General features: G+C 36.6%; 15 protein-coding genes. 10 read left to right on the top strand and 5 right to left on the bottom strand.

Annotated elements, in window-relative coordinates; genetic code table 11:
• Positions 1 to 11: 11 nt before the first annotated feature.
• The 4 genes from MHB58_RS20040 (at position 12) to rlmH (ending at position 3,172) form a co-directional block, all read left to right on the top strand.
• On the top strand, positions 12 to 800 hold the full coding sequence (locus MHB58_RS20040) for an MBL fold metallo-hydrolase (protein ID WP_340735877.1): 789 nt from the start codon (positions 12 to 14) through the stop codon (positions 798 to 800).
• Positions 801 to 981: 181 nt separating this feature from the next.
• On the top strand, positions 982 to 2,274 hold the full coding sequence (locus MHB58_RS20035; protein ID WP_340735876.1) for a S1C family serine protease: 1,293 nt from the start codon (positions 982 to 984) through the stop codon (positions 2,272 to 2,274).
• A gap of 163 nt (positions 2,275 to 2,437) precedes the next feature.
• Positions 2,438 to 2,602 carry a CxxH/CxxC protein gene (locus tag MHB58_RS20030; protein ID WP_340735875.1) on the top strand — a complete coding sequence of 55 codons (165 nt, stop codon included), beginning with the start codon at positions 2,438 to 2,440 and terminating at the stop codon, positions 2,600 to 2,602.
• 90 nt (positions 2,603 to 2,692) lie between these two features.
• Positions 2,693 to 3,172, top strand: a complete 480-nt coding sequence (rlmH, locus tag MHB58_RS20025) for a 23S rRNA (pseudouridine(1915)-N(3))-methyltransferase RlmH (protein ID WP_340735874.1) — start codon at positions 2,693 to 2,695, stop codon at positions 3,170 to 3,172.
• A gap of 191 nt (positions 3,173 to 3,363) precedes the next feature.
• Here rlmH and MHB58_RS20020 read toward each other — a convergent pair whose 3' ends face one another.
• On the bottom strand, positions 3,364 to 4,554 hold the full coding sequence (locus tag MHB58_RS20020; RefSeq protein WP_340735873.1) for an MFS transporter: 1,191 nt from the start codon (positions 4,552 to 4,554) through the stop codon (positions 3,364 to 3,366).
• Between the two features lie 259 nt (positions 4,555 to 4,813).
• Here MHB58_RS20020 and MHB58_RS20015 point away from each other — a divergent pair, with 259 nt between their 5' ends.
• The 3 genes from MHB58_RS20015 to MHB58_RS20005 all read left to right on the top strand — a co-directional run bounded on the left by MHB58_RS20015 (position 4,814) and on the right by MHB58_RS20005 (position 9,093).
• Positions 4,814 to 6,403: an ATP-binding protein gene (locus MHB58_RS20015; protein ID WP_340735872.1), complete on the top strand. Its 1,590-nt coding sequence runs from the start codon at positions 4,814 to 4,816 to the stop codon at positions 6,401 to 6,403.
• Positions 6,404 to 7,106: 703 nt separating this feature from the next.
• Complete coding sequence (locus MHB58_RS20010) at positions 7,107 to 7,409, top strand: DUF4212 domain-containing protein (protein ID WP_008408321.1); 303 nt, start codon at positions 7,107 to 7,109, stop codon at positions 7,407 to 7,409.
• Between the two features lie 16 nt (positions 7,410 to 7,425).
• On the top strand, positions 7,426 to 9,093 hold the full coding sequence (locus MHB58_RS20005) for a sodium:solute symporter family protein (RefSeq protein WP_251690991.1): 1,668 nt from the start codon (positions 7,426 to 7,428) through the stop codon (positions 9,091 to 9,093).
• Between the two features lie 93 nt (positions 9,094 to 9,186).
• On the opposite strand, the gene MHB58_RS20000 is transcribed toward MHB58_RS20005, so the two are convergent.
• Entirely contained in the window at positions 9,187 to 10,335 is a 1,149-nt protein-coding gene (locus tag MHB58_RS20000; RefSeq protein ID WP_340735871.1) for a YhgE/Pip domain-containing protein, read from the bottom strand.
• Between the two features lie 130 nt (positions 10,336 to 10,465).
• On the opposite strand from MHB58_RS20000, the gene MHB58_RS19995 reads away from it, so the two are divergent.
• Positions 10,466 to 11,056 (top strand): TetR/AcrR family transcriptional regulator, encoded by a 591-nt coding sequence (locus tag MHB58_RS19995; RefSeq protein WP_340735870.1) that lies wholly within the window; start codon positions 10,466 to 10,468, stop codon positions 11,054 to 11,056.
• 50 nt (positions 11,057 to 11,106) lie between these two features.
• Here MHB58_RS19995 and MHB58_RS19990 read toward each other — a convergent pair whose 3' ends face one another.
• Positions 11,107 to 11,760 carry a TVP38/TMEM64 family protein gene (locus MHB58_RS19990; protein WP_014822374.1) on the bottom strand — a complete coding sequence of 218 codons (654 nt, stop codon included), beginning with the start codon at positions 11,758 to 11,760 and terminating at the stop codon, positions 11,107 to 11,109.
• Positions 11,761 to 11,991: 231 nt separating this feature from the next.
• On the opposite strand from MHB58_RS19990, the gene MHB58_RS19985 reads away from it, so the two are divergent.
• Together MHB58_RS19985 and MHB58_RS19980 are read left to right on the top strand one after the other, a co-directional pair.
• Entirely contained in the window at positions 11,992 to 12,735 is a 744-nt protein-coding gene (locus MHB58_RS19985) for a DUF4230 domain-containing protein (protein ID WP_014822375.1), read from the top strand.
• Positions 12,736 to 13,064: 329 nt separating this feature from the next.
• On the top strand, positions 13,065 to 14,333 hold the full coding sequence (locus MHB58_RS19980) for an OFA family MFS transporter (protein ID WP_340735869.1): 1,269 nt from the start codon (positions 13,065 to 13,067) through the stop codon (positions 14,331 to 14,333).
• 61 nt (positions 14,334 to 14,394) lie between these two features.
• Here the strand turns inward: MHB58_RS19980 and MHB58_RS19975 are convergent, their stop codons facing one another.
• Together MHB58_RS19975 and MHB58_RS19970 are read right to left on the bottom strand one after the other, a co-directional pair.
• Positions 14,395 to 16,137: a glucosaminidase domain-containing protein gene (locus MHB58_RS19975; protein WP_340735868.1), complete on the bottom strand. Its 1,743-nt coding sequence runs from the start codon at positions 16,135 to 16,137 to the stop codon at positions 14,395 to 14,397.
• A gap of 155 nt (positions 16,138 to 16,292) precedes the next feature.
• Positions 16,293 to 20,009, bottom strand: a complete 3,717-nt coding sequence (locus MHB58_RS19970) for a S8 family serine peptidase (RefSeq protein WP_340735867.1) — start codon at positions 20,007 to 20,009, stop codon at positions 16,293 to 16,295.
• Positions 20,010 to 20,104 lie beyond the last annotated feature (95 nt).

The following is a 20,104-nucleotide window of genomic DNA, read 5'->3' as shown; positions in this document are numbered from 1 at the left end:
GAGTTTTAAAAATGCGATTTAGCGTTTTAGCAAGTGGCAGTACAGGAAACGCAGTCTACGTAGAAAATGATGAACATTCATTTTTGATTGATGCAGGCTTAAGCGGAAAGAAAATGGAGCAACTGTTTGCTAATATAGATCGTGATATGAAAAATTTATCAGGTATTTTAGTAACTCATGAGCATAGTGACCATATTAAAGGGCTTGGTGTCATTGCACGTAAATATAATATTCCTGTCTTTGCAAATGCAAAAACATGGACAGCGATGGACGGGCTCGTAGGAACAATTCCAACAGATTTATGTTTCGATTTTGATATGGAAACAGTAAAAACGTTTGGCGGACTGGATATTCAATCGTTTGCCGTGTCTCATGATGCTGCTGAACCAATGTTCTATACATTCTATGAAAACGGACGGAAGCTTGTTGTCATTACAGATACGGGCTATGTCAGCGACCGGATGAAAGGATATATTTCAGCAGCAGATGCCTATGTATTTGAAAGTAATCACGATGTGAGTATGCTTCAAATGGGCAAATACCCTTGGAGTATTAAACGCCGTATATTATCGGATGTAGGACATGTATCGAATGAAGATGCTGCAGTGGCAATGGCTGATGTTGTAGCAGAAAAACCGACGCAAGTTTATTTGGCGCATTTAAGTAAAGACAACAATATGAAAGATCTGGCGCGGATGAGCGTAGAACAGACATTGCAGTCTTGCGGGATTATGGCAGGGGAATATCTGCATCTGCATGATACCGATGCAAATGAGCCGACAAGGCTTGTGACAGTTTAATTTCAGCAAGGCATAATTGAAGTAAATATGGGTAAAAGATAGGTGTGTTAAAAGTTTCTACTTTTAGCATACCTTTTTAATTTTATTGACAATTTTTAATTAGGTTTTATGAGATTTTCATCTAATTTTAATGTTAAGTGTGTATGCTATCAGTAAGAAGAAATAAGGAAGGATGAGCGATATGGGATACTATCCTGAAGACGATAAGAAAGAAACCCAAAATGATCGTATTGCAGAGCTTGAGGCTCGTTTAAAAAGAGAAGAAGAAGAAAAAAAACAGCGGCAGAATAGAAAAGAAAAAAAAGGCGGCAGTAAAGGCGGGTACTTTTTATCTGGCTTGAGCGGTGTTGTCGTTGGTGCTTTATTATTATGGCTCCTGCTTCCCTCCTTGGCAAATCAGTTGCCAGGGGGCAATGAAGTAAACTCGATTACAAAGGACTCCCCAAACTCAACGATTAGTCAAACTGCTACAGAGGTAACTACAAATGTAACAGATGCGGTGGAAAAAGTATCAAGTGCCGTTGTTGGGATTACAAATATTCAAAATGTAGCACCGAACTTCTGGAATCAAAGTACAGGAGAAGCTCAAGCGGTAGGTAGCGGTTCAGGCGTTGTATATAAAAAAGAAGGGAACTTTGCCTTTATCGTTACAAATCACCATGTTGTGGATGGTGCAGAACAAATTGAAGTAACTTTAGACGATGGTGAGAAAGTAAAAGCAGAGCTTATTGGTTCTGATATTTGGACAGACTTAGCAATACTTTCAATACCAAGTGAAGGAATTGAAACAGTAGCTAACTTCGGAGATTCGGATGTATTAAAACAAGGTGAAACGGTAATCGCCATCGGAAATCCATTAGGCTTAGATTTTTATGGTTCGGTAACAACAGGTGTAATTTCAGGGAAAGATCGGTCTGTACCAGTCGACTTAAATGAAGATGGTGCGGAAGACTGGTCAACAGAAGTATTACAGACTGATGCAGCGATCAATTCAGGGAACTCTGGTGGCGCTTTAGTCAATATTGCCGGAGAATTAATCGGTATAAATTCAATGAAAATTGCCCAGTCTTCAGTTGAAGGCTTAGGATTTGCGATTCCGATCAATTCAGCAATTCCGATTATTGAACAACTCGAAAAGCATGGTGAAGTACAACGCCCAACAATGGGAATTTCCTTAGTCGATTTAACGGAAGTACCGGCTTATTATCAACAGCAAACATTAAAATTGCCTGAAGAAGTAACAAATGGCGTTGTCATTTCTCAAGTTGTACGAGGTTCAGCTGCTGATAAAGCTGGTTTGCAACAGTACGATGTCATTGTGGAGATGGATGGCGAAAAAATTGAAAATGCAATTGAGCTTCGCAAACATTTATATAATGAAAAATCCATTGGCGATACACTAAAAATTAAAGTATATCGTAACGGTAAAATAGTAGAAGCTAATTTAGAGTTAGTGGAAAATGCACAATTGTAAATGTGGATAACTTAATTAAAGAGTGAAATTGTACACAACGGGTAGAGAAGAAAAAGGCTTGTCTTTTCTACTCGTTTTTTGTCTGTTACAATGGGTTGTGGATAACATTTCAAAAATTGTGAATAAGTTTGTGGAAATTTCAGAAAAGAAAGAAGGTTTAAAAATGAAGACATACAGCTGTGAAACCCATATAGATCATGCGTTAGATATGCATGTGGCAGAAACGGAAAAATTCCCTATGATGGATTTTTTATCGGAAGAGGAAAAGTTATCAACAACTTGTTCTTACTGTGAACAGTCAGCAACATATGTTGTATCAAGTAAATAACTTTACACAATATATAGTTTTTATTTGTGGATATGTGCATAACTTTTGTGGATAACTTGTTTGTAAATGGAACGTAAAGGTGGATAAGTTGTGAATATTACTATCGTCTCGGTTGGTAAATTAAAAGAAAAGTATTTAAAAATGGGCATCGAGGAATATGTGAAGCGATTAGGCGGCTATGTAAAAATCGATTTAGTAGAAGTCCCGGATGAAAAAGCACCTGAACAGTTAAGCGATGCCGATATGGAAATCGTCAAACGAAAAGAAGGTGACCGTATCCTTGCGAAAATTAATGATGGTACATATGTCATTGCTTTGGCACTCGACGGTAAAATGAAAACGAGCGAAGAAATGGCGGCAGATTTAGAGGCGCTGATGACTTACGGGAAGAGCAAAGTTGCGTTTGTTATAGGCGGGTCATTAGGGTTGCATACGGATGTACTTCAGCGCGCGGATGAAAAGCTGTGCTTCGGAAAAATGACGCTGCCTCACCAGTTGATGAAACTCGTGCTAGTAGAACAAATATACCGCAGTTTTAGAATAATTAAGGGTGAACCGTATCATAAGTAAGTGCGGTTTTTAAAACAGGCACATTCGCTTCATGCGATTGTGCCTGTTTTTCTACTAAAGTATAGGTTGTAACTAAGTAAGCACTTTAATTGGCAACTGTTTCTGAAAATTCATCTCTATCTGCCGAAAAATATAAACCGGTAGCAATGATCGATGTAGAATTAATTTAACTTTTGTTTAATTGATCATTTCTATTCTGATGTATTTTGTTTTTGGTCTAATTGATGACTAAAGAAAGTTAGCAGACTTGCACAGACGGCAATTATCCCACCGACCCAAGCTACATTCATTAAATTTCCTTGATGGTACACAATTCCACCTAATGCAGAACCAAAAGCGATGCCTACGTTGCTTGCCACTGGCATTAGTGAAGCGGCGAGTCCTGTTGCTTTTGGCTGATAAATTCCTGCAAGGTCAATTAAATATAGCTGAGTAGATGTTGTTAAAAGGATAGCCATTAACGACATTAATCCAATATTTATTAATCCTAAAACAAATTGATTGGTAGTCCAAAATAAACTTGTTAGAACAACTGCTTGCACGAGAAAAACAAACCGAAGGCGACCGATTGCATTTTGGCTAGCAATTTTACCAGCAAGGATGTTGCTGAAAATCGAAATAAACCCATAACTAAATAAGATTATACTAATTGACTTATTTGGTGCTCCCATTTCTTTCAAGATGGGTACAAGGTATGTAAAGACTGCATAAGTTGCGCCAAATCCGAGCGCAGGAATGAAAAAAGCCATCAATATACGAGGCTTGGTCAATAAAGAAAACTGATCACGTATCGAACTGCGTACTTGGCTGAGTCTATGAGGTAAGACAAAAAAGGATGCCAAAAACGCCAATCCTCCTAGGAAAGTGGTTAACATGAAAGTGGCATTCCAGCTGTACTCTTCGGCGATAACAATACCAATTGGCACTCCAACGACATTTGCAAGTGTGAAACCACCGAAAACGAATGAAATAGCAAGTCCGCGTTTTTTAATCGGTATGATTTCACTTGCTACAATCATGGCTAGAGAGATTAAAACTCCTGTTACAATCGCTGTCATAATCCGTAGTGTAAGGAGCATGATATAGCTTGTCGAAATTACGCACAAAGCATTTAGAATGATGAAAGATGCTATTAAAAATAACATCCATTTTCGCTTTGGTAAATGACTTGTTACTGACATCACCAGTGGTGTAGCGATGGCAAACGTAATTGCAAACGCAGAAACGAGTGTGCCGGTTTTTACATTAGTCATATTAAGACTTGAAGAAATATCTGTTAAGATTCCGACAATAACAAATTCACTTGTCCCGAGAACAAATGTTAATAAAGAAAGTGTTAAGATCAGCAACCAATGTTGCTTTGATAATTCTGTGGAGTGCATAAATACCTCTTTCTTAGATGAATGTAAATGTGTGACATAGTAATTACACAACCTTAACATCATACCAAGAATAGAACAATTACGGGAAGTTATATAGTTAAGGCATTAATAGATTATTCAATGATATAACTGGAAATATAATTAATAGAGTTTCTAGTATTATATTTTTATAAGCATATCTACCTAAATGTACAAGTAATGGTATTCTTAATAGATTGGATGGAATAACAAATAAATTGCAAATGGTGGCTTTAAAAAAATGGAAACTAGAAATGAATATATATATAATTCGCATCAAAGATGTCTTGATAGGAAATTGGATCCTTATAAACTTCCTATTCCTGGAGGGGAATTGTCAAAAAGTGAGTTGGTACAAAAGAAGAGGATTCTTGATGATACCATTACAGTGGCGAGAAAATTTATGACGAAGTTAATAGCTGAACTTGATGGGACAGCTGTTTTAATCGTTATCACTGATCATGAAGGATACATTATTGAGTTGTACGGAGATGAAATGATTAAGTGCCAAAGTGAATCGTTAGGTTTATCTACCGGAATCAGGTTAAAGGAAGAAGATGCGGGAACGAATAGTATTGAAATGGCACTAAAATTAGGGGAATCTGTCCAACTCATTGGATCAGACCATTTCTTCCATTGTTTACATGAAAGTGCTTGTTTCTCTGTACCATTCAATTCTTTAGGTAAAATAGGCGGCACTATTTCGGTGATGATGGCTGCTCATCATGCAAGTTCGTTCCATTCAGGATTACTCCAGTCTGCGGTGGATTCTATAGAACGAGAGGTTAAAGTAAAGCAGCAGAATAAGAAATTATTAATCTTAAATCAAGTGCTGATGGAAAACAGTCGAAACGGGGTCATTATGACCAATGAGGACGGAAAAATAATTGAGATAAATCCTTTTGCTGAGAAAGTATTATCTTGCAATAAAGAAGAAATATGCAATCGCCCTATTATAGAAATCGCAGTAATTGGCGGGTACATGGAAAATGTTTTGAAAGGGAGTAAAAAGTACGAAGATATTGAAATATCTATATCCAATAAAACGTATTTATTTGACTCATTTCCAATTTATAATGAATCCAACCAAATAATCGGAGTATTTGGCCAGTTTAGAGATATTACAGAAAGACTCGTATTAGAAAGGCAACTTATGCTAAGTGAGAAATTGTCAGCAATAGGAAAGATCAGTGCCGGACTTGCTCATGAGATTAGAAATCCTCTTACTTCAATCATAGGTTTATTAGAAGTCTTTAAGGTGAATTTAAAAACAGATAATGACAAGCAAAAAGAATATTTTAGAATCATCTTCAGTGAATTAGAAAGAATAAAAAATCTTGTTCAGCAATTTGTAATGATGGCTAAACCAGATGCAAAAGAAGTCTCTAAATCCAGATTGAGTATACATGAAATTATAGAAGATATTTTAACGTTAATGGAAAATGATTTTAAAAATAAAAATATAAAGGTCCATTATCAGGCTACTTTTAAAAATAAAATTAGTGTAGATAAGGATAAAATCAAGCAAGTTTTTCTAAACGTCCTACGAAATTCCTTTGAAGCCATTGACTTTGAAGGCAATATATCAATTACTGTCGATCAAAATCAATCTGATGGTGAGGTTGAAATTACAATCAGAGATGATGGATCTGGAATGGATAAAGATACGTTAGAAAAACTATCCACTCCTTTTCATTCAACGAAAGAAAGCGGGTTGGGACTGGGATTATCGATGAGCTATCACATTATTGAGTTGCATAGAGGAAGAATGAAAGTAAAAAGTGAGAAGGAAAAAGGCACAATCTTTACAATTTGGTTGCCGCAATCTTAAAAATTCAGAACCATTATTGGACTGTAAGAAAACAGATATGAAAAAGCTTAGAGGAGATTAACTTGTTTCGGAAACAAACAAAAAAGCAGCATCCCACTTGGAGATGCTGCGGTAGAATTCTTTGTTCCTGAAGAACTCTAATGGGTTTGGCACCCAATAATGCAGATTTAACAATCTTAAATTAACATTTTCGATGTCAAAAATACTACTATTTCAATATAACATAGTAAACCGTGGAATCATTAATAATTATGTATTCTGTGTTTAAGTTTATAAGAAAAATCATATTCGATAAAAGAGGAAACAAACCATATTATAAGTAGGGGCAGTTTTAAATAAATACCACCTGGAACGTTGATTTGTCATCGTTCCAGGTGGTTTTAATTTTTCATGCTTGTCTGTTTTAATATTCGTACTCAACTGGATTTTTTATTCTATAGTCGTTTTATCCTGGACATTTTCAACATACATTAAAAAAAACTTGGAGACAAAGGGGGAATTAGTTGCTGCTGTTCATTATTCTTTTCTCCATTTGCTGTCTTGCTTATGGACTAATAAAAAAACGTTTCATCGCTCTCACCTTTCCAGTAATAGGACTTATTATTTTAATGGTTGTTAAGGTGATTTTAGTACCGCTTCCGTTAAAGGAAACAATTCTTTTTATTTTTGATTTACGATAAAAATTTGAAGAAAGAAGGTCTAGATGAAAAAAATTGACAAAAAAGTTGCTGATGCCTATTTCCGTGAGAAAAATACGTACATGGCTATTTATTTTGTTATTTGGTTTTTAGTGTCTTTTGTTATGGTAGCGCTTGCAGACTCATTAACTGAAGTTCAATTTTTAGGGTTCCCATTCCACTATTTTATGGGGGCAATTGGAGCTTTACTTACTTTCATTATTTTACTTTTTGTAAATGCAATTGTTGGAGACAAAATTGATAAAAAGTATGGAATTAGTGAAGCGCGAAATGAAGAGATAGGCGCAAACAATATGATGAATCACTAATGAAGGGAGGTAATTTATGGATACTCAATTTATAGTGTCAATGTTAATTATACTGGCTACATTTGCTTTATATATTTGGATTGCAGTTTATAACACTGCTAAACAAACATCGGACTTCTATGTTGCTGGTCGTGGAGTGCCACCAATTTTTAATGGGATGGCAATTGGGGCAGACTGGATGAGTGCAGCATCCTTTATCGGGATGGCTGGTACGATCATGTTACTTGGCTATGATGGATTGGCTTATATTATGGGATGGACTGGCGGATATTTATTTTTAACGATATTACTTGCACCGCAGCTGCGTAAATTTGGCCGTTATACCGTGCCTGAATTTATCGGAGACCGTTTTAATAGTAAAGCAGCACTAATAATAGCAGCTTTATGTACAATTATAATAAGCTTCACGTATTCAATCGGTCAGCTATCGGGTTCTGGTGTAGTAATCGGGCGCCTCTTTGAAATTGATGCGAAAATAGGAACAATGATCGGCGTTGTACTTATTGCATTTTATGCTGCATTTGGTGGTATGAAAGGTATCACTTGGACTCAAGTAGCACAATACATCATTTTAATTATTGCATATTTGGTACCTGTAATTTTTATGTCATTACATTTGACTAGTAATCCCTTACCATGGATTTCGTATGGTGAAATTTTAACGAAAATGGGTGAACTCGACCGGGAACTTGGAATTTCTGAGTATTTTGCACCTTTCACCAACGGAACCAAGTGGCAGTTTTTAGCTCTTATGTTTACATTAATGTGTGGTACAGCTGGACTTCCACATGTAATCGTACGTTTTTATACAGTAGGTACTATGAAGGCGGCTCGTTGGTCAGGTGCATGGGCATTGGTTTTTATCGGACTTTTATATTTTAGCGCACCAGCTTATGCAGCTTTTGCTCGTTTTATATTAATGACGGAAGTTGCTGGTAATAAAATTGCTGAACTACCTGCTTGGACTCAATCATGGATTGATACTGGAAAATTGGGAATAGCCGATGCGAATGGTGATGGCATTCTTCAATGGCCAGAACTGCAAATTGCCAACGATATTGTCGTAATGGCTACACCTGAAATCGCAAATCTAGGTGTATTCGTTATTGGACTCGTGGCGGCAGGCGCAATGGCGGCAGCGTTATCTACAGCTGGTGGTTTAATGATTTCTATATCCTCATCATTTGCACATGATATTTATTACCGCATCATCAATCCACAAGCATCTGAGCAAAAACGCCTGTTAATAGGACGTATTTCAATTGTTGTTGCAACACTATTAGCTGGGATTATTGCATTAAACCCTCCTGGTGCCATTACTCAAATTGTTGCATGGGCATTTGCGCTTGCAACAGGTACCTTCTTCCCGGCACTCGTTTTAGGTGTCTGGTGGAAGCGTGCTAATGCAAAAGGAACAATAGCGGGGATGCTTGTCGGCTTAGCGGTAACACTTATTTATATCTTTAGCGCGAAGTATGGTGGCTTTACGGTATTAGGCATTATTGATACTGGTGCTGGTGTTTTCGGAGCAATTGCAGCCTTCGCTACTAATATTATTGTTTCGCTGTCAACACGGGCTCCTTCACAAGAACTTCAAGATGCAGTTATAAACCTGCGTTATCCAGAACAAATGGTTTATAAAGACGGCGAAGTTTATTTAAATGACGGGTCATCGAAAGAATAAAGAATCCAGAGCGCAGTTTAATGTACAAAGAAATTAAATAATAAATAAAAAACGTTATTTTGCGCTGAATGCAAAATAACGTTTTTTAATATGTTAGTTCTGTTGTTCTTTAACTTTTACCGGTTTGAAAATAGACAGTAAGAAAATAACCAAACCTGCAATACCAATTCCTAAAATTGTGATAAAGGATGCGCCTGTGTAAAATCCGCTGCCAAAGTAGAAAATTTCTCGTAAACCTTCAGAAGCAAAGCGAATTGGTACCCAAGGACGAATGAAGTTTACGAAGAAACTTGGAAGCATTTCCTGTGGTGTCATAAGAACACCCATACCTAAAAGCATGACAACCATGAATAATGTAATGGCCGGTTTGCCGATCCATGCGGTAATTGCTGATACTAATAAGTAGAAACAGAATGCCGCAAATGATACAAAGAAGGCAACTAGGAAGTAGCTTGGCATGTTAATACCGGCGATCTGTGCAAGTGTTGCAACAGTAAAGCCTGAGAATAGGGCGATAATAATGCCGAATAATACTTGCCCACCGATAAGGCCTAATGTTTGTTTACGTGTTAACAGTTCTTTCTTAAAGATGCCTGATGTTGCTAAAAATACAATGAATCCACCGATTAACGCACCTACCCATGCAGGTACTGCCAATAAAGTTGGAGCACTACCATTTGCAGTAGAAGCTGTAATAGCATTGTATATTTTTTCTTCCGGAACAATTGGATTTACTAAAACAGAAGCCTGTGCAGCATCAATTTTTTCAGTGCCAAGCTGAGCTAGGAAATTGGCGGAATATTGACTATTTACCTCATTTACAAAACCGTTTAAAGCAGTTTTTGCAAAGTTTGCACCTGTCATATTAAAGCCTTGGTTAATATATATTTGAAGTTTTGCCGCTTCATTTTTTGTTAGTGCATTTTGTAATGTGTCATTGTAGCCTTCAGGAATGACAAGTGCTGCATAATACTTTTTATCTGCAAAAAGTGCCTTGATATTTTCTTCATTCTCATTTGTAAATGCTATAACGGGTTCTGCACCGTCTATACCTTTACTCATTTGTTCAACAGCCGCGCGAACAGTTTCAACGTGTTGCCCCTCATCGTTAACAATAAGAGCAACCGGCAGATTTTTTACTTGTGGATTTCCTTGTGCGAATAAGTTTACCGAAAATAGTGCAATGATTAATATAACAGCAATAGGAGCAGCCCATGCTAATTTTTCTTTAAATAATCTCAAATGAATTTCATCCTTTCTCAAATTTCAACATGTTGTTTATTATTACTCGTTTATTTTATAATTTAAGGGGAAATCAAAGCAATCAACAAAATAAACAGATTGTTCATTTTTGGTGAAAGAGGGTGTTTTTTTGAGCGTTTATACAGAAAAAAATCGAAGAACAAAAGAGCTTATTCAAAAATCATTTATGGAGATGCTGGAAAAGAAAACTTTCGATTCAATTACAGTAGGGGATATTGCGAAAACAGCCAAGATTAATCGTGGAACGTTTTATTTACACTTTATCGATAAGTTTGATTTGCTAGATCAGATTGAATTACAACTGTTTGAAGAGCTAGGGGATCATATTGATGAATTGCAATTAAACTACTCATCTACACATACGTTTGAAAAAGGACAAGAGCAATTAGCTTCTGCATTATTTAATTCGATAAAAATGCAGGCACCATTTTTAAAAATCTTTTTAAGTGAACATGGAAGAGCGGGTTTTCATCTTCGGTTTAGAGCAGCCTTTTCAGAAAAAGTGCGTGTAAACTTGGAGGGGAATGAAAGCTTTAATGCAAATTTAAAGGTCCCGGTGGAGTACTTTTTAGCCTTTATCACATCTGCTTTTTTAGGATTAATTGAACAATGGGTTCAAAATAATTTAGACAAGACTCCTGAAGAGATGACTGCATTGTATATTGATATAATTTCCTTTATCCAAAAGAAAAATAATTAGGCTGTTGTGTAATTAGCGCAATAAAAAAAGAAGGTATAATACCTTCTTTTTTAAATACTGCTTGTACGTTGCTTTTTAATGAATCGAACCGCAACGATAATGGCGGCAATTGCAATAATCACATAAAATAGTTGTCTATATTGCTGTGAGACAGAGATAATTCCAAAAGAAATAGAGGCTAATACAAGTCCATAAATCATGTTACCAATTGTAGTAGCTGAGATAAAATACGATATTTTCATTTTGCTTAAGCCGGATACGATGTTAATTAGATTCGTAGGAAGGAATGGCAAAATACGGCCTGACAGAACAAATAGAAAGCTGTTTTGATTGATTTTCTGCTCATATTTTTTTAGTTTTTCCGAAGTAATTAAATTTGCAAAAAAATAGCGGATGGAAATGAAAATCGATGTACTTCCAATAACACTGCTGAATGTACTAAAAAAATAACCACGCCAAAACCCGAACAATGCAATATTAATTGTGATAACTAAAATTAACGGAATAAATGTAAATAAGTTTTGCAGGAGCATTAATAACATCATTATTAAAATAACGATAGTTAGATTATTATGAGCAAGCTCTAAAATAAGCTGGGGTGACAGATCGGAAACAGAAATACCGCTTTTGTAAAGTGCAAAGAATAAACCTGTTAAAATTGCTGCAAATAGAGTTCCTCGTATAAACAACGATTGTTTTTTCATTTTGTAACCTCTCTTAATATAATTCCATTCGATAGTTTAAATGTATTTTATGAAAATTGCTATTAACAAGATTTGAAAAAAATGAAAAACGATTACACCTTCTGAGTTATATCTCGTAGTCACCTTTTTTAGTACTAATAAAGGTAAATAATTTGATATGATATTCAAGTATAAATCTGGAAACTATAATTTAATTTTCCTTAACAAGATATCGGGAAGGGGGAAGATGCCATGAGTAAAAAAGAAGAAGCATTAACACAAATTGAACAAGTATTGAAGGAATTGAAAAACGGTGAGGAAGAAAGTGCTGCTACAGCGGTTATAGGACAGCACAGAGGAAACGCCAATATTTCCGGAGCAATATTTAAGGTTATATTTAAATTTTGGGGATTTAAGATTTTATTAATTGCACTGCTCCTAATCCTCATTACCTTTGGAGGTACTTGGTTATTTTTCGGAAATACATTGAAAAAAGATAGTACAGTATTTGTAGAACAGGTTCAGGAATTAGCAACGCTCGCAACGGCTGAAGCACATGTGAAAGTAGTCATTGAACAAAAGGATAATAAGCTGTTCGGAAATGATATTTCGGTTAATTTACCAGGTACAAAAAGGGAGCTATTATTAATTGTCCCTGCCACAGTCATTGCAGGTGTTGATCTTAAAGGAATAACTTCGGATGATATCAAAATCAACGAAGATGATAAAGAGTTAGAGATTGTCCTGCCACGAGCAACACTGATACAGGATCCTGCTATTCAAATGGAAGATGTCAAAACTTTCTCGGACGAAGGATTATTCCGTGGGGAAGTGAAGTGGGATGAGGGATATAATCTGGCAGCAGTAGCGCAAAAGCAAATTAAAGATGAAGCTATTGAAATCGGGTTGCTGGAATCAGCAGAAAAAAGTGCGGAGAAAGTTCTCGCAGGTTTTTTCCGAAATCTAGGCTATGCTGTGAAAATAACATTTAAATAGATTTTAATTATACCCGATTAAACAAGAAGATATATTTTGCTGCTTCAAACAGTCTAATTACTAAATTAGGCTGTTTTTTATTTTCTTAAGTACAGAATAATTTGAATAATATATGAATCATTTCTCGCAATTTAAAAATTATATTAAAATTATTATTCATTTATCATGAATATTATTATATAATCACTTTGTTAATGTTCGTGAAAATAAAATATTTAACCTATAAAACACTTATTATAATTAATAATATAGTTTATATACGAACTATATTTATTTATTTTTAATTAAAGTTCGTGTTTTTGGTTAAATGAATAATGAGGAGTTTTAATGTGGGGAAGTTTGAAAACAAGTGGATGCGTGCTGTCATTCCGGCTTTATTGATTCACTGTAGTATTGGTACAGTTTATTGCTGGTCATTATTTAAGGGTGATATTGCCTCTTACATCGGAAAACCTGTCAGTGAAGTGGAATGGGCATTCAGTATAGCTATTTTTGTTCTTGGTATGTCTGCTGCTTTTGGCGGGAAATTTGTTGAAAAAGATATTCATAAGTCATCCTTGCTTGCGGCCATATTTTTTGTTGTAGGGATGGCAGCAACAGGATTCTTTATTTATCAAAAATCCTTAATCGGAATTTATATTTCATATGGGGTTGTTATGGGGATTGGGCTTGGAATCGGCTATTTAACACCTGTAAAAACACTGCTGCTTTGGTTTAAAGAACAAAAGGGATTAGCAACGGGTCTTGCTGTTGCAGGATTTGGCTTAGCAAAAGTTATTGCAAGTCCATTAATGGAAAAGTTACTTGGTGATCGCAATAGTGAAGGTATTTTAGTGAATCCGACAAATATCTATACTATGTTTTATATTTTGGCAGCAATCTATTTAGTAATGATGGTTGTCGGACACTTAATTTTAAAGAAACCGGCTGGATATGAAGAAGAAAGTTTACAAATGCAAAGCTTTAGTTATAGAAAAGTATTAACGAATAAGACATTTATCGGTATTTGGCTGATGTTCTATATTAACATTACATGTGGCTTAGCGTTAATTTCACAGGAAAAAGGCATTTTATCTTTCATTGGATTTGGAGCGATTGGTTTAGTTAGTTCGCTCACAGCTATTTTTAATGCAGGCGGACGAATTGCATTTTCTTCTTGGGGGGACCGTTTAAAAGATCGGAACTCCATTTATAAAATTATTTTCATTTCTTCCATTGTCATTATTTTATGTACCGTTATATTTGATGGAATAAATAATTCCATGGCTATTCTTATCATTGCCTTACTTTGTATTGTGAATGCAGGTTACGGGGGAGGATTCTCATCGTTGCCGCCACTGTTATCAGACCGCTTTGGTATCGACAGTATCTCAACTGTGCATGGCTTAGCCTTATCTGCATGGGCGTTTGCAGGATTGACAGGCAACCAGCTAAGTGCCATTATTCTTGAAAAAACCCAATCTTATGACATGGTATTATACGTAATTGCAGCTTTGTTTACGCTTGCTACTTTAATTAGTATATTCGTTGTTAAACCTGAAAAAGTGAACTTGGAAAACGAAGAGTTTAATAAGAAAAAAGAAATAGTAATAGGATAAAAAAAGAAGCTAAGTTCATCTTCCATCAAGGATGTAGTATGAACTTAGCTTAATTTTATTATTAATGTGTTGTTATAATATGGACATTTTCACGTACTGTGTATAAGTCTTTTCCGTAAGATGGCAACTCGGATATGACTTGTAACCAGTCACTATTTTCTAAGGGCATATTTGCTAACGTAATTGGCATCATATCAAGACGTTTAATCGTCCAGGGAAGTTTATACTGATAAGCTCTGTTTTCTTCATCACCTATTTTTACAATAGGTTCATATCGAACGCTCACTTGCGAACTTGCCGTAATGCCTACTTTATATTCCTTGTAATCTTGACTGCCTAATGCTTGATCAATACGATACATATGACCTGCTGTTTTAGCTCCCCAGTATGGATCGGAAGCGTAGCGTACATTGAGTCCAATCATTTTATTGCCAAGTGCAAGCCCATTGTAACGATAGTCTTGCATGTTAAGTGGATCTAAATAACTCGTATTTAATCGTTTAACGAAATCTGAAATATTTTTTTCAATTGATGGGAAATATTTATTAGACTCGGTATTCACATCTGTTTCTGTCAAACATTCATCATTGCTGTCTGTCACATTTAAGCCGAATAAATTGTTGTAATTTTGTGCGTGACAGCTCATACCGTAATCGCTTTCATGGATAGCGAGAGATAAAATAAACAATGCATTGATTCGCTGCTCTTTTTCAATTGTTTTTAGTGTAGTACCTAATCCTTGGAGCGGACTTTTTGCGGACGCGTTTATATAACGTACATTGCCTGATAGTTCTTTTGCTTCGAGTTCTCTTGCAATGTACTGATCTAACTGTTCTGCACTGTAAGTAGTCGGTACTCGTGGCGTAACGTATTGGAAGTAGGCATAGCTTTCTCCGACGAATGTACCGTTTGCATTGTAAAACTTCACTCCGTCAGTACTATAATACTTTACGCCGTCATTTAAAAAGGCGGGTTTATTACCGACTAAATAGGCGCTGTCATACTTCCCACGGTGATGATGATAAATATGGTGCCATAATCCCTTTTCATTTGCAATGTAATATGACTGCCCTTTTGCAGCGGCTGCAGGAATAAGAGTGACATCTCCGTGTTTTACGTACATATCCTGTCCTGCGGCATTTACTTTTACATACTCAGCTGTTGCATCAACATATAAAAGTTCAGTATCCGTACTAACACCCGCATATTCATATAATGCTGTAGTAAAAGTCGGTTGTTTGTAAATAATAGTGACATCCTTCAAATTTGTTGCTATAACCCCTGACGGTATTTTTATATATTTGTTACCTAGCATGATTCCTTGGCTTTCTTGTAAGTTGGCATTCGCTTCTTCGAAAGTAGGGTAGTAAGCAATTGGTGAAGATGAACCATCTATCTTAATATTGACTACAGCATAGCCATTTACAGTAGTAAACGATTTAGCGATAGTCTGGTTTAATTTTTCAGCCCTGTTGCCTATTTTTCCAGATACATCAGCTTCGATTTTTAAAGTATAAGTTTGATTGAACTCGTAGCCTTTAGCAGGGGGCTCGATTTTGACAATATCGTCTTCAACCACCATTTTGACTGTTTGTTTGACATTGTCACTATTCACTATATAAATAGAATTTGGTGTAATGCTGGATTCTATAACAGGATGATTAAATGTAATCATCCATACCTTATCAACAGGCACGTTAGTAACTTTGTCTGTTAAAGCTGTTGCATTAACAATTGTTAATGGAATAAGTACAAAAGATAAAACTAGGAAAAATACAGGCCATAGTTGTTTGAAAATCCTCATTCTTTTAATCTCCTTTTCTGAGAAGTTATTCTATTAATAATATACTAATTTAAGAAAAAAAGGGAAAAATACTGTTGACCACTAATAATTATCAAAATATAAAAAGAGAAATTGCAAATGCAAAGTTGCATTTCAATTTCTCTCATTTAATTTAATTAAATTTCAAATTCGGTAACTTCATTGTTCTTTTTAGGACCTTTACCGTTGCCGTTGCCATTGCCATTGCCATTGCCGTTGCCGTTGCCATTGCCGTTACCAGGCTTTACAACAGTCACGTCAAACGTTAATGTATGCTCACCATATGTTACTGTAACAGAAGTAGTACCTTGACCTTTTCCTTTTACAGTGCCTGCTTTAACAGTAGCAATCTTCTCGTTTTCAACTTGGTAGTTTGCAAGGTTTGTAACATCTTTTTCTGTTGTTTCACCGTTCAATGTTGATACTTCAGTAATCTTAACCTTAACTTCTTTACCGATGCTTGTCTCAACTTGAGTTTGGTCGACTTCTAGTGTTACAACTGGCTCTTCTATTACAGGAGCTTTAACTGTTACAGTTACTGTTGCTTCATTTTCACCATGTTTAACAGTAATTGTCGTTGTGCCTTCCGCTACTGCAGTTACTAAACCGTTTACAACTGTAGCAACATTTTCGTCTGCCACACCATACGTAGCTTGTGAAGTTACGTCTTTTTCTGTTGCATCGCCTTCAGCAGGTGTTGTTGTTTCCGTTACCGCAAGCTGTGCTGTTTCACCAGCTGTTAAATCAAGCTCTGTTGGACTTACAGAAAGAGTGACAATTGGTTCTACTAATTCTTTTTCAAAAATTACTGCTTCGCCGACATTTCCGGCAGCATCTGTAATGACTACTGTTACAGCATTTGTTTCTGCTGTTACCGGGAATGTAAAGCTACCATTCTCATTTAAATCGAATGCAACCGGTGCTTGTACTTCGCCGTTTACAGTCGCAACATATGAAGCTTTTAATTTATCATTTAAATTGTAATCTAAGCCGTATAAATATAATTCTTCATTGTAGTCGATATACTTATCTGTTACTTGTCCTGAAACAATACCTTCAGCCTCTGAACCTGCAATTTTCGGTTTTGTCGTTTTTACAACAATCGGTCCCACATAATCAGAAACTGTTCCTGTAGCTGCCATACCAGTAAAGTCAATTGTATATAGACCATCCGGAATCGTAGTTGAAGGTGCACTGCCCCAAGGTTTGTACTGCCCGCCAACATTCAGCGTATAAGATCCTTTTCCTAGTGCAGAACCTGCATGCAGATATCCGATATAACCGTCCCCATATTCTCCGCCTTCAGGATTCATAATGTCCCAAAGCTCGATATAGTTTGTTGTAACATCACCAGTCAGGGTAAATGAAAGTACCGCTGAATCTTTGATGCCATCACCGTTAAAGGACAGGTCTGTTTCTGTAATGTTGAAATCTTTAATTTCAGTAGCTGCCGCGCTGCCAAAGTCAGCTGCGAAAGGTAATGAAGCTTCTGTAGATCCACCGTTTATATGGATAAAGCCTAAAATTTCAGAGCCATTTGGTGCCACAGCTTGTGAAGCAGTTAATGTAATGTTTAACAGCTGCTCACCAGCTAAATTAAAGGTAGACTGATCGACTGTAACAGCTGCATCGCCAAATGTTTTTGTCACATCAACGGATACGTTGTAACTGCCGCCATTTCCTTTCATATCTTTTACTAATACTTGTTTCGTTACAGAAATATTTCCGTCTTTCAATGATTGAGGACCAAAAGTAACCGTCCCTTTTTTGTTGTCTACAACAGCACCTGTAGCATCTAAAACTGCTGTATCAAGTGCATACGCAAGAATTTCCGGGTGAGCCGCTGCATAGGCATTTACGCGTCCCGCACCTTGAGAGAACACATCATATTTTGCTGTATCCAGCACTTTTGCTGTATTCGAAAGGGCAACTTTTACATCGAAAGCATCCCAATCTGGATTTGCTTGTTTTACTAATGCTGCAATACCTGCAATATGCGGTGTTGCCATAGAAGTTCCTGTTTTACGAGCATACGCTTCGTTGTAAACTGCTTCAGGGAAGTCCACTTTATACATAGGAATCGTTGACATAATATTTGTCCCTGGTGCCGTGACATCTGGTTTAATATCGAAGTTTGGTGTAGAAGGTCCACGTGAACTGGAAGAGTTTACATCATCTCCAGTTGTCGTAGTTGAAGCAAACTTGCCGAAGCTTACTTTCCCTGTTCCACCTGTCAATGCAGTGCGAATTGCATTACCGTCTGTTACTGACATATCGAATGTTGGCAGGAACTCAAAAGAGTCACCAAGGAATGTGCCTGAAATGTCCGGTGCATTCGTTCCACCGGTAAAGTTATGGATAATTGTAGCGACTGCACCGTTTGCTTTAGCATTTGCAATTTTATCAACAAATGCAATACTTCCGCGCGAAATTAATGCCACTTTACCTTCAACATCAATTCCTTCATAATCTTTCACTTCCCCGTTTCCAGGAATCGCAACTAGATCAAACTCACCTTGAAGCTGAGCTGCTAAGTTTTTACCAAAAGTTGTTCCCATTAATGGAAGCTGTTTTGTAAAGTTATAGTCGCCAACTGTAATATTAACCTCTCCGTTATACATTGTTTCCGGATTTGTTGTGTTACCGACTGCAATCCCTAAGCGGGCAGTTGCAGGTGTGCCCATTGTTCCACGGTTTGGACCTGAATTTCCTGTTGCAACAACACCGATTGTTCCAGCCATCATTGCGTTATTGATCGCAAATGATCCTGCATCCGTTTCAGTGTTAGCACCACCACCAAGTGAAAGGTTAATAACATCCATTTCTTCTATAACAGCTGTTTCAATTGCTTTAACAATACCTGATGTCGCACCGCTTCCGTATGCTCCAAGAACGCGGTAAGCATAAAGGTCTACTTTTGGAGCAATTCCTTTAATGCCGAATTCGTTAGCGCCAATTGCCGCTATTGTCCCGGCAACATGCGTTCCATGAGAAGTATAGAACGAGCTTCCGTTTGCATTGAATTCAGGAGTACCTGCTGGGCGCTCTGAAGGTAATGTTTCCGATGCATCGTCATCTGCACGTGGTTTAGCGTAAGTTGAAGAGTTAGGAATAAAGTTCTTCCCGCCTTTATAAATATCAGCAAATTCAGGGTGGTCTGCATCAATACCTGTATCAAGTACTGCCACTTTTATCCCTTGTCCTTCAATTCCTTCATTCCAAAGATTTTCAATACCAAGGAAAGAAATACTTGTATTCATTTGTGCTTCCAATTGCTCATCTTTAATAAGTTCTGATGATTTCGATTTTGTTGTAATTTCTTCTGATGCGTATACCGTTGCATCCGGTTCAATTAAAGTGATTCCTTCTACTGATAGCAGTTTTGGAATGTCATTTGCTTTAATTGTTGCTGCAAACCCGTTTAGTACCGTATCAAAAGTGTATCCTTGAGTCATTTGCACCTGTTTGGCAGTTAACTCTTTTTTTACTTTTGCCTGTTGTGCTTTTACATTTGCGCGAACTTCATTTGCGCGGGCATTAGAAAATTTTTTGCCTTTAATTTGGCTGATTCCTTGCTCTAAAGCTACCGGTTTTTCAGATAAATGAACGATAACTGCAACCTCTTGATTGCCTGAAATATTTTGCAGGCTTTCATGAAGAGTTGGACCATCTTTAGACAAGCTTAGCTGTTCAGCAATCGCCGCTTTTAGCTGGAGGGTACTTTCACTCTGTCCATCCTGCTTGAATGGTTTTAATTCCTCAGCACTTGCATTCGAGAATGGAACTAATAAAGAGAGCACCATAACGAAAGCTAGAATACTGCTAAAGAATCTCGTAAATTTAAACTTTTTCAATCCTCATTTCCCCTTTGTATTAAATTTTCGCACTATTCTGTTTAATGCGGTATTACCAATTTATCACAATTGAATTTATCCGAATATCGAAATTT

Origin of the sequence: Solibacillus sp. FSL K6-1554 (assembly GCF_038005185.1) — a bacterium.
GTDB lineage: Bacteria > Bacillota > Bacilli > Bacillales_A > Planococcaceae > Solibacillus > Solibacillus silvestris.
This window is presented reverse-complemented; position numbering and strand designations above follow the sequence as displayed.

Bases quoted from the DNA above. Each gene is read 5' to 3' on its own strand.
- MHB58_RS20040 (WP_340735877.1), top strand. From the start codon at position 12: ATGCGATTTAGCGTTTTAGCAAGTGGCAGTACAGGAAACGCAGTCTAC.
- MHB58_RS20035 (WP_340735876.1), top strand. From the start codon at position 982: ATGGGATACTATCCTGAAGACGATAAGAAAGAAACCCAAAATGATCGT.
- MHB58_RS20030 (WP_340735875.1), top strand. From the start codon at position 2,438: ATGAAGACATACAGCTGTGAAACCCATATAGATCATGCGTTAGATATG.
- MHB58_RS20020 (WP_340735873.1), bottom strand. From the start codon at position 4,554: ATGCACTCCACAGAATTATCAAAGCAACATTGGTTGCTGATCTTAACA.
- MHB58_RS20015 (WP_340735872.1), top strand. From the start codon at position 4,814: ATGGAAACTAGAAATGAATATATATATAATTCGCATCAAAGATGTCTT.
- MHB58_RS20010 (WP_008408321.1), top strand. From the start codon at position 7,107: ATGAAAAAAATTGACAAAAAAGTTGCTGATGCCTATTTCCGTGAGAAA.
- MHB58_RS20005 (WP_251690991.1), top strand. From the start codon at position 7,426: ATGGATACTCAATTTATAGTGTCAATGTTAATTATACTGGCTACATTT.
- MHB58_RS19990 (WP_014822374.1), bottom strand. From the start codon at position 11,760: ATGAAAAAACAATCGTTGTTTATACGAGGAACTCTATTTGCAGCAATT.
- MHB58_RS19985 (WP_014822375.1), top strand. From the start codon at position 11,992: ATGAGTAAAAAAGAAGAAGCATTAACACAAATTGAACAAGTATTGAAG.
- MHB58_RS19975 (WP_340735868.1), bottom strand. From the start codon at position 16,137: ATGAGGATTTTCAAACAACTATGGCCTGTATTTTTCCTAGTTTTATCT.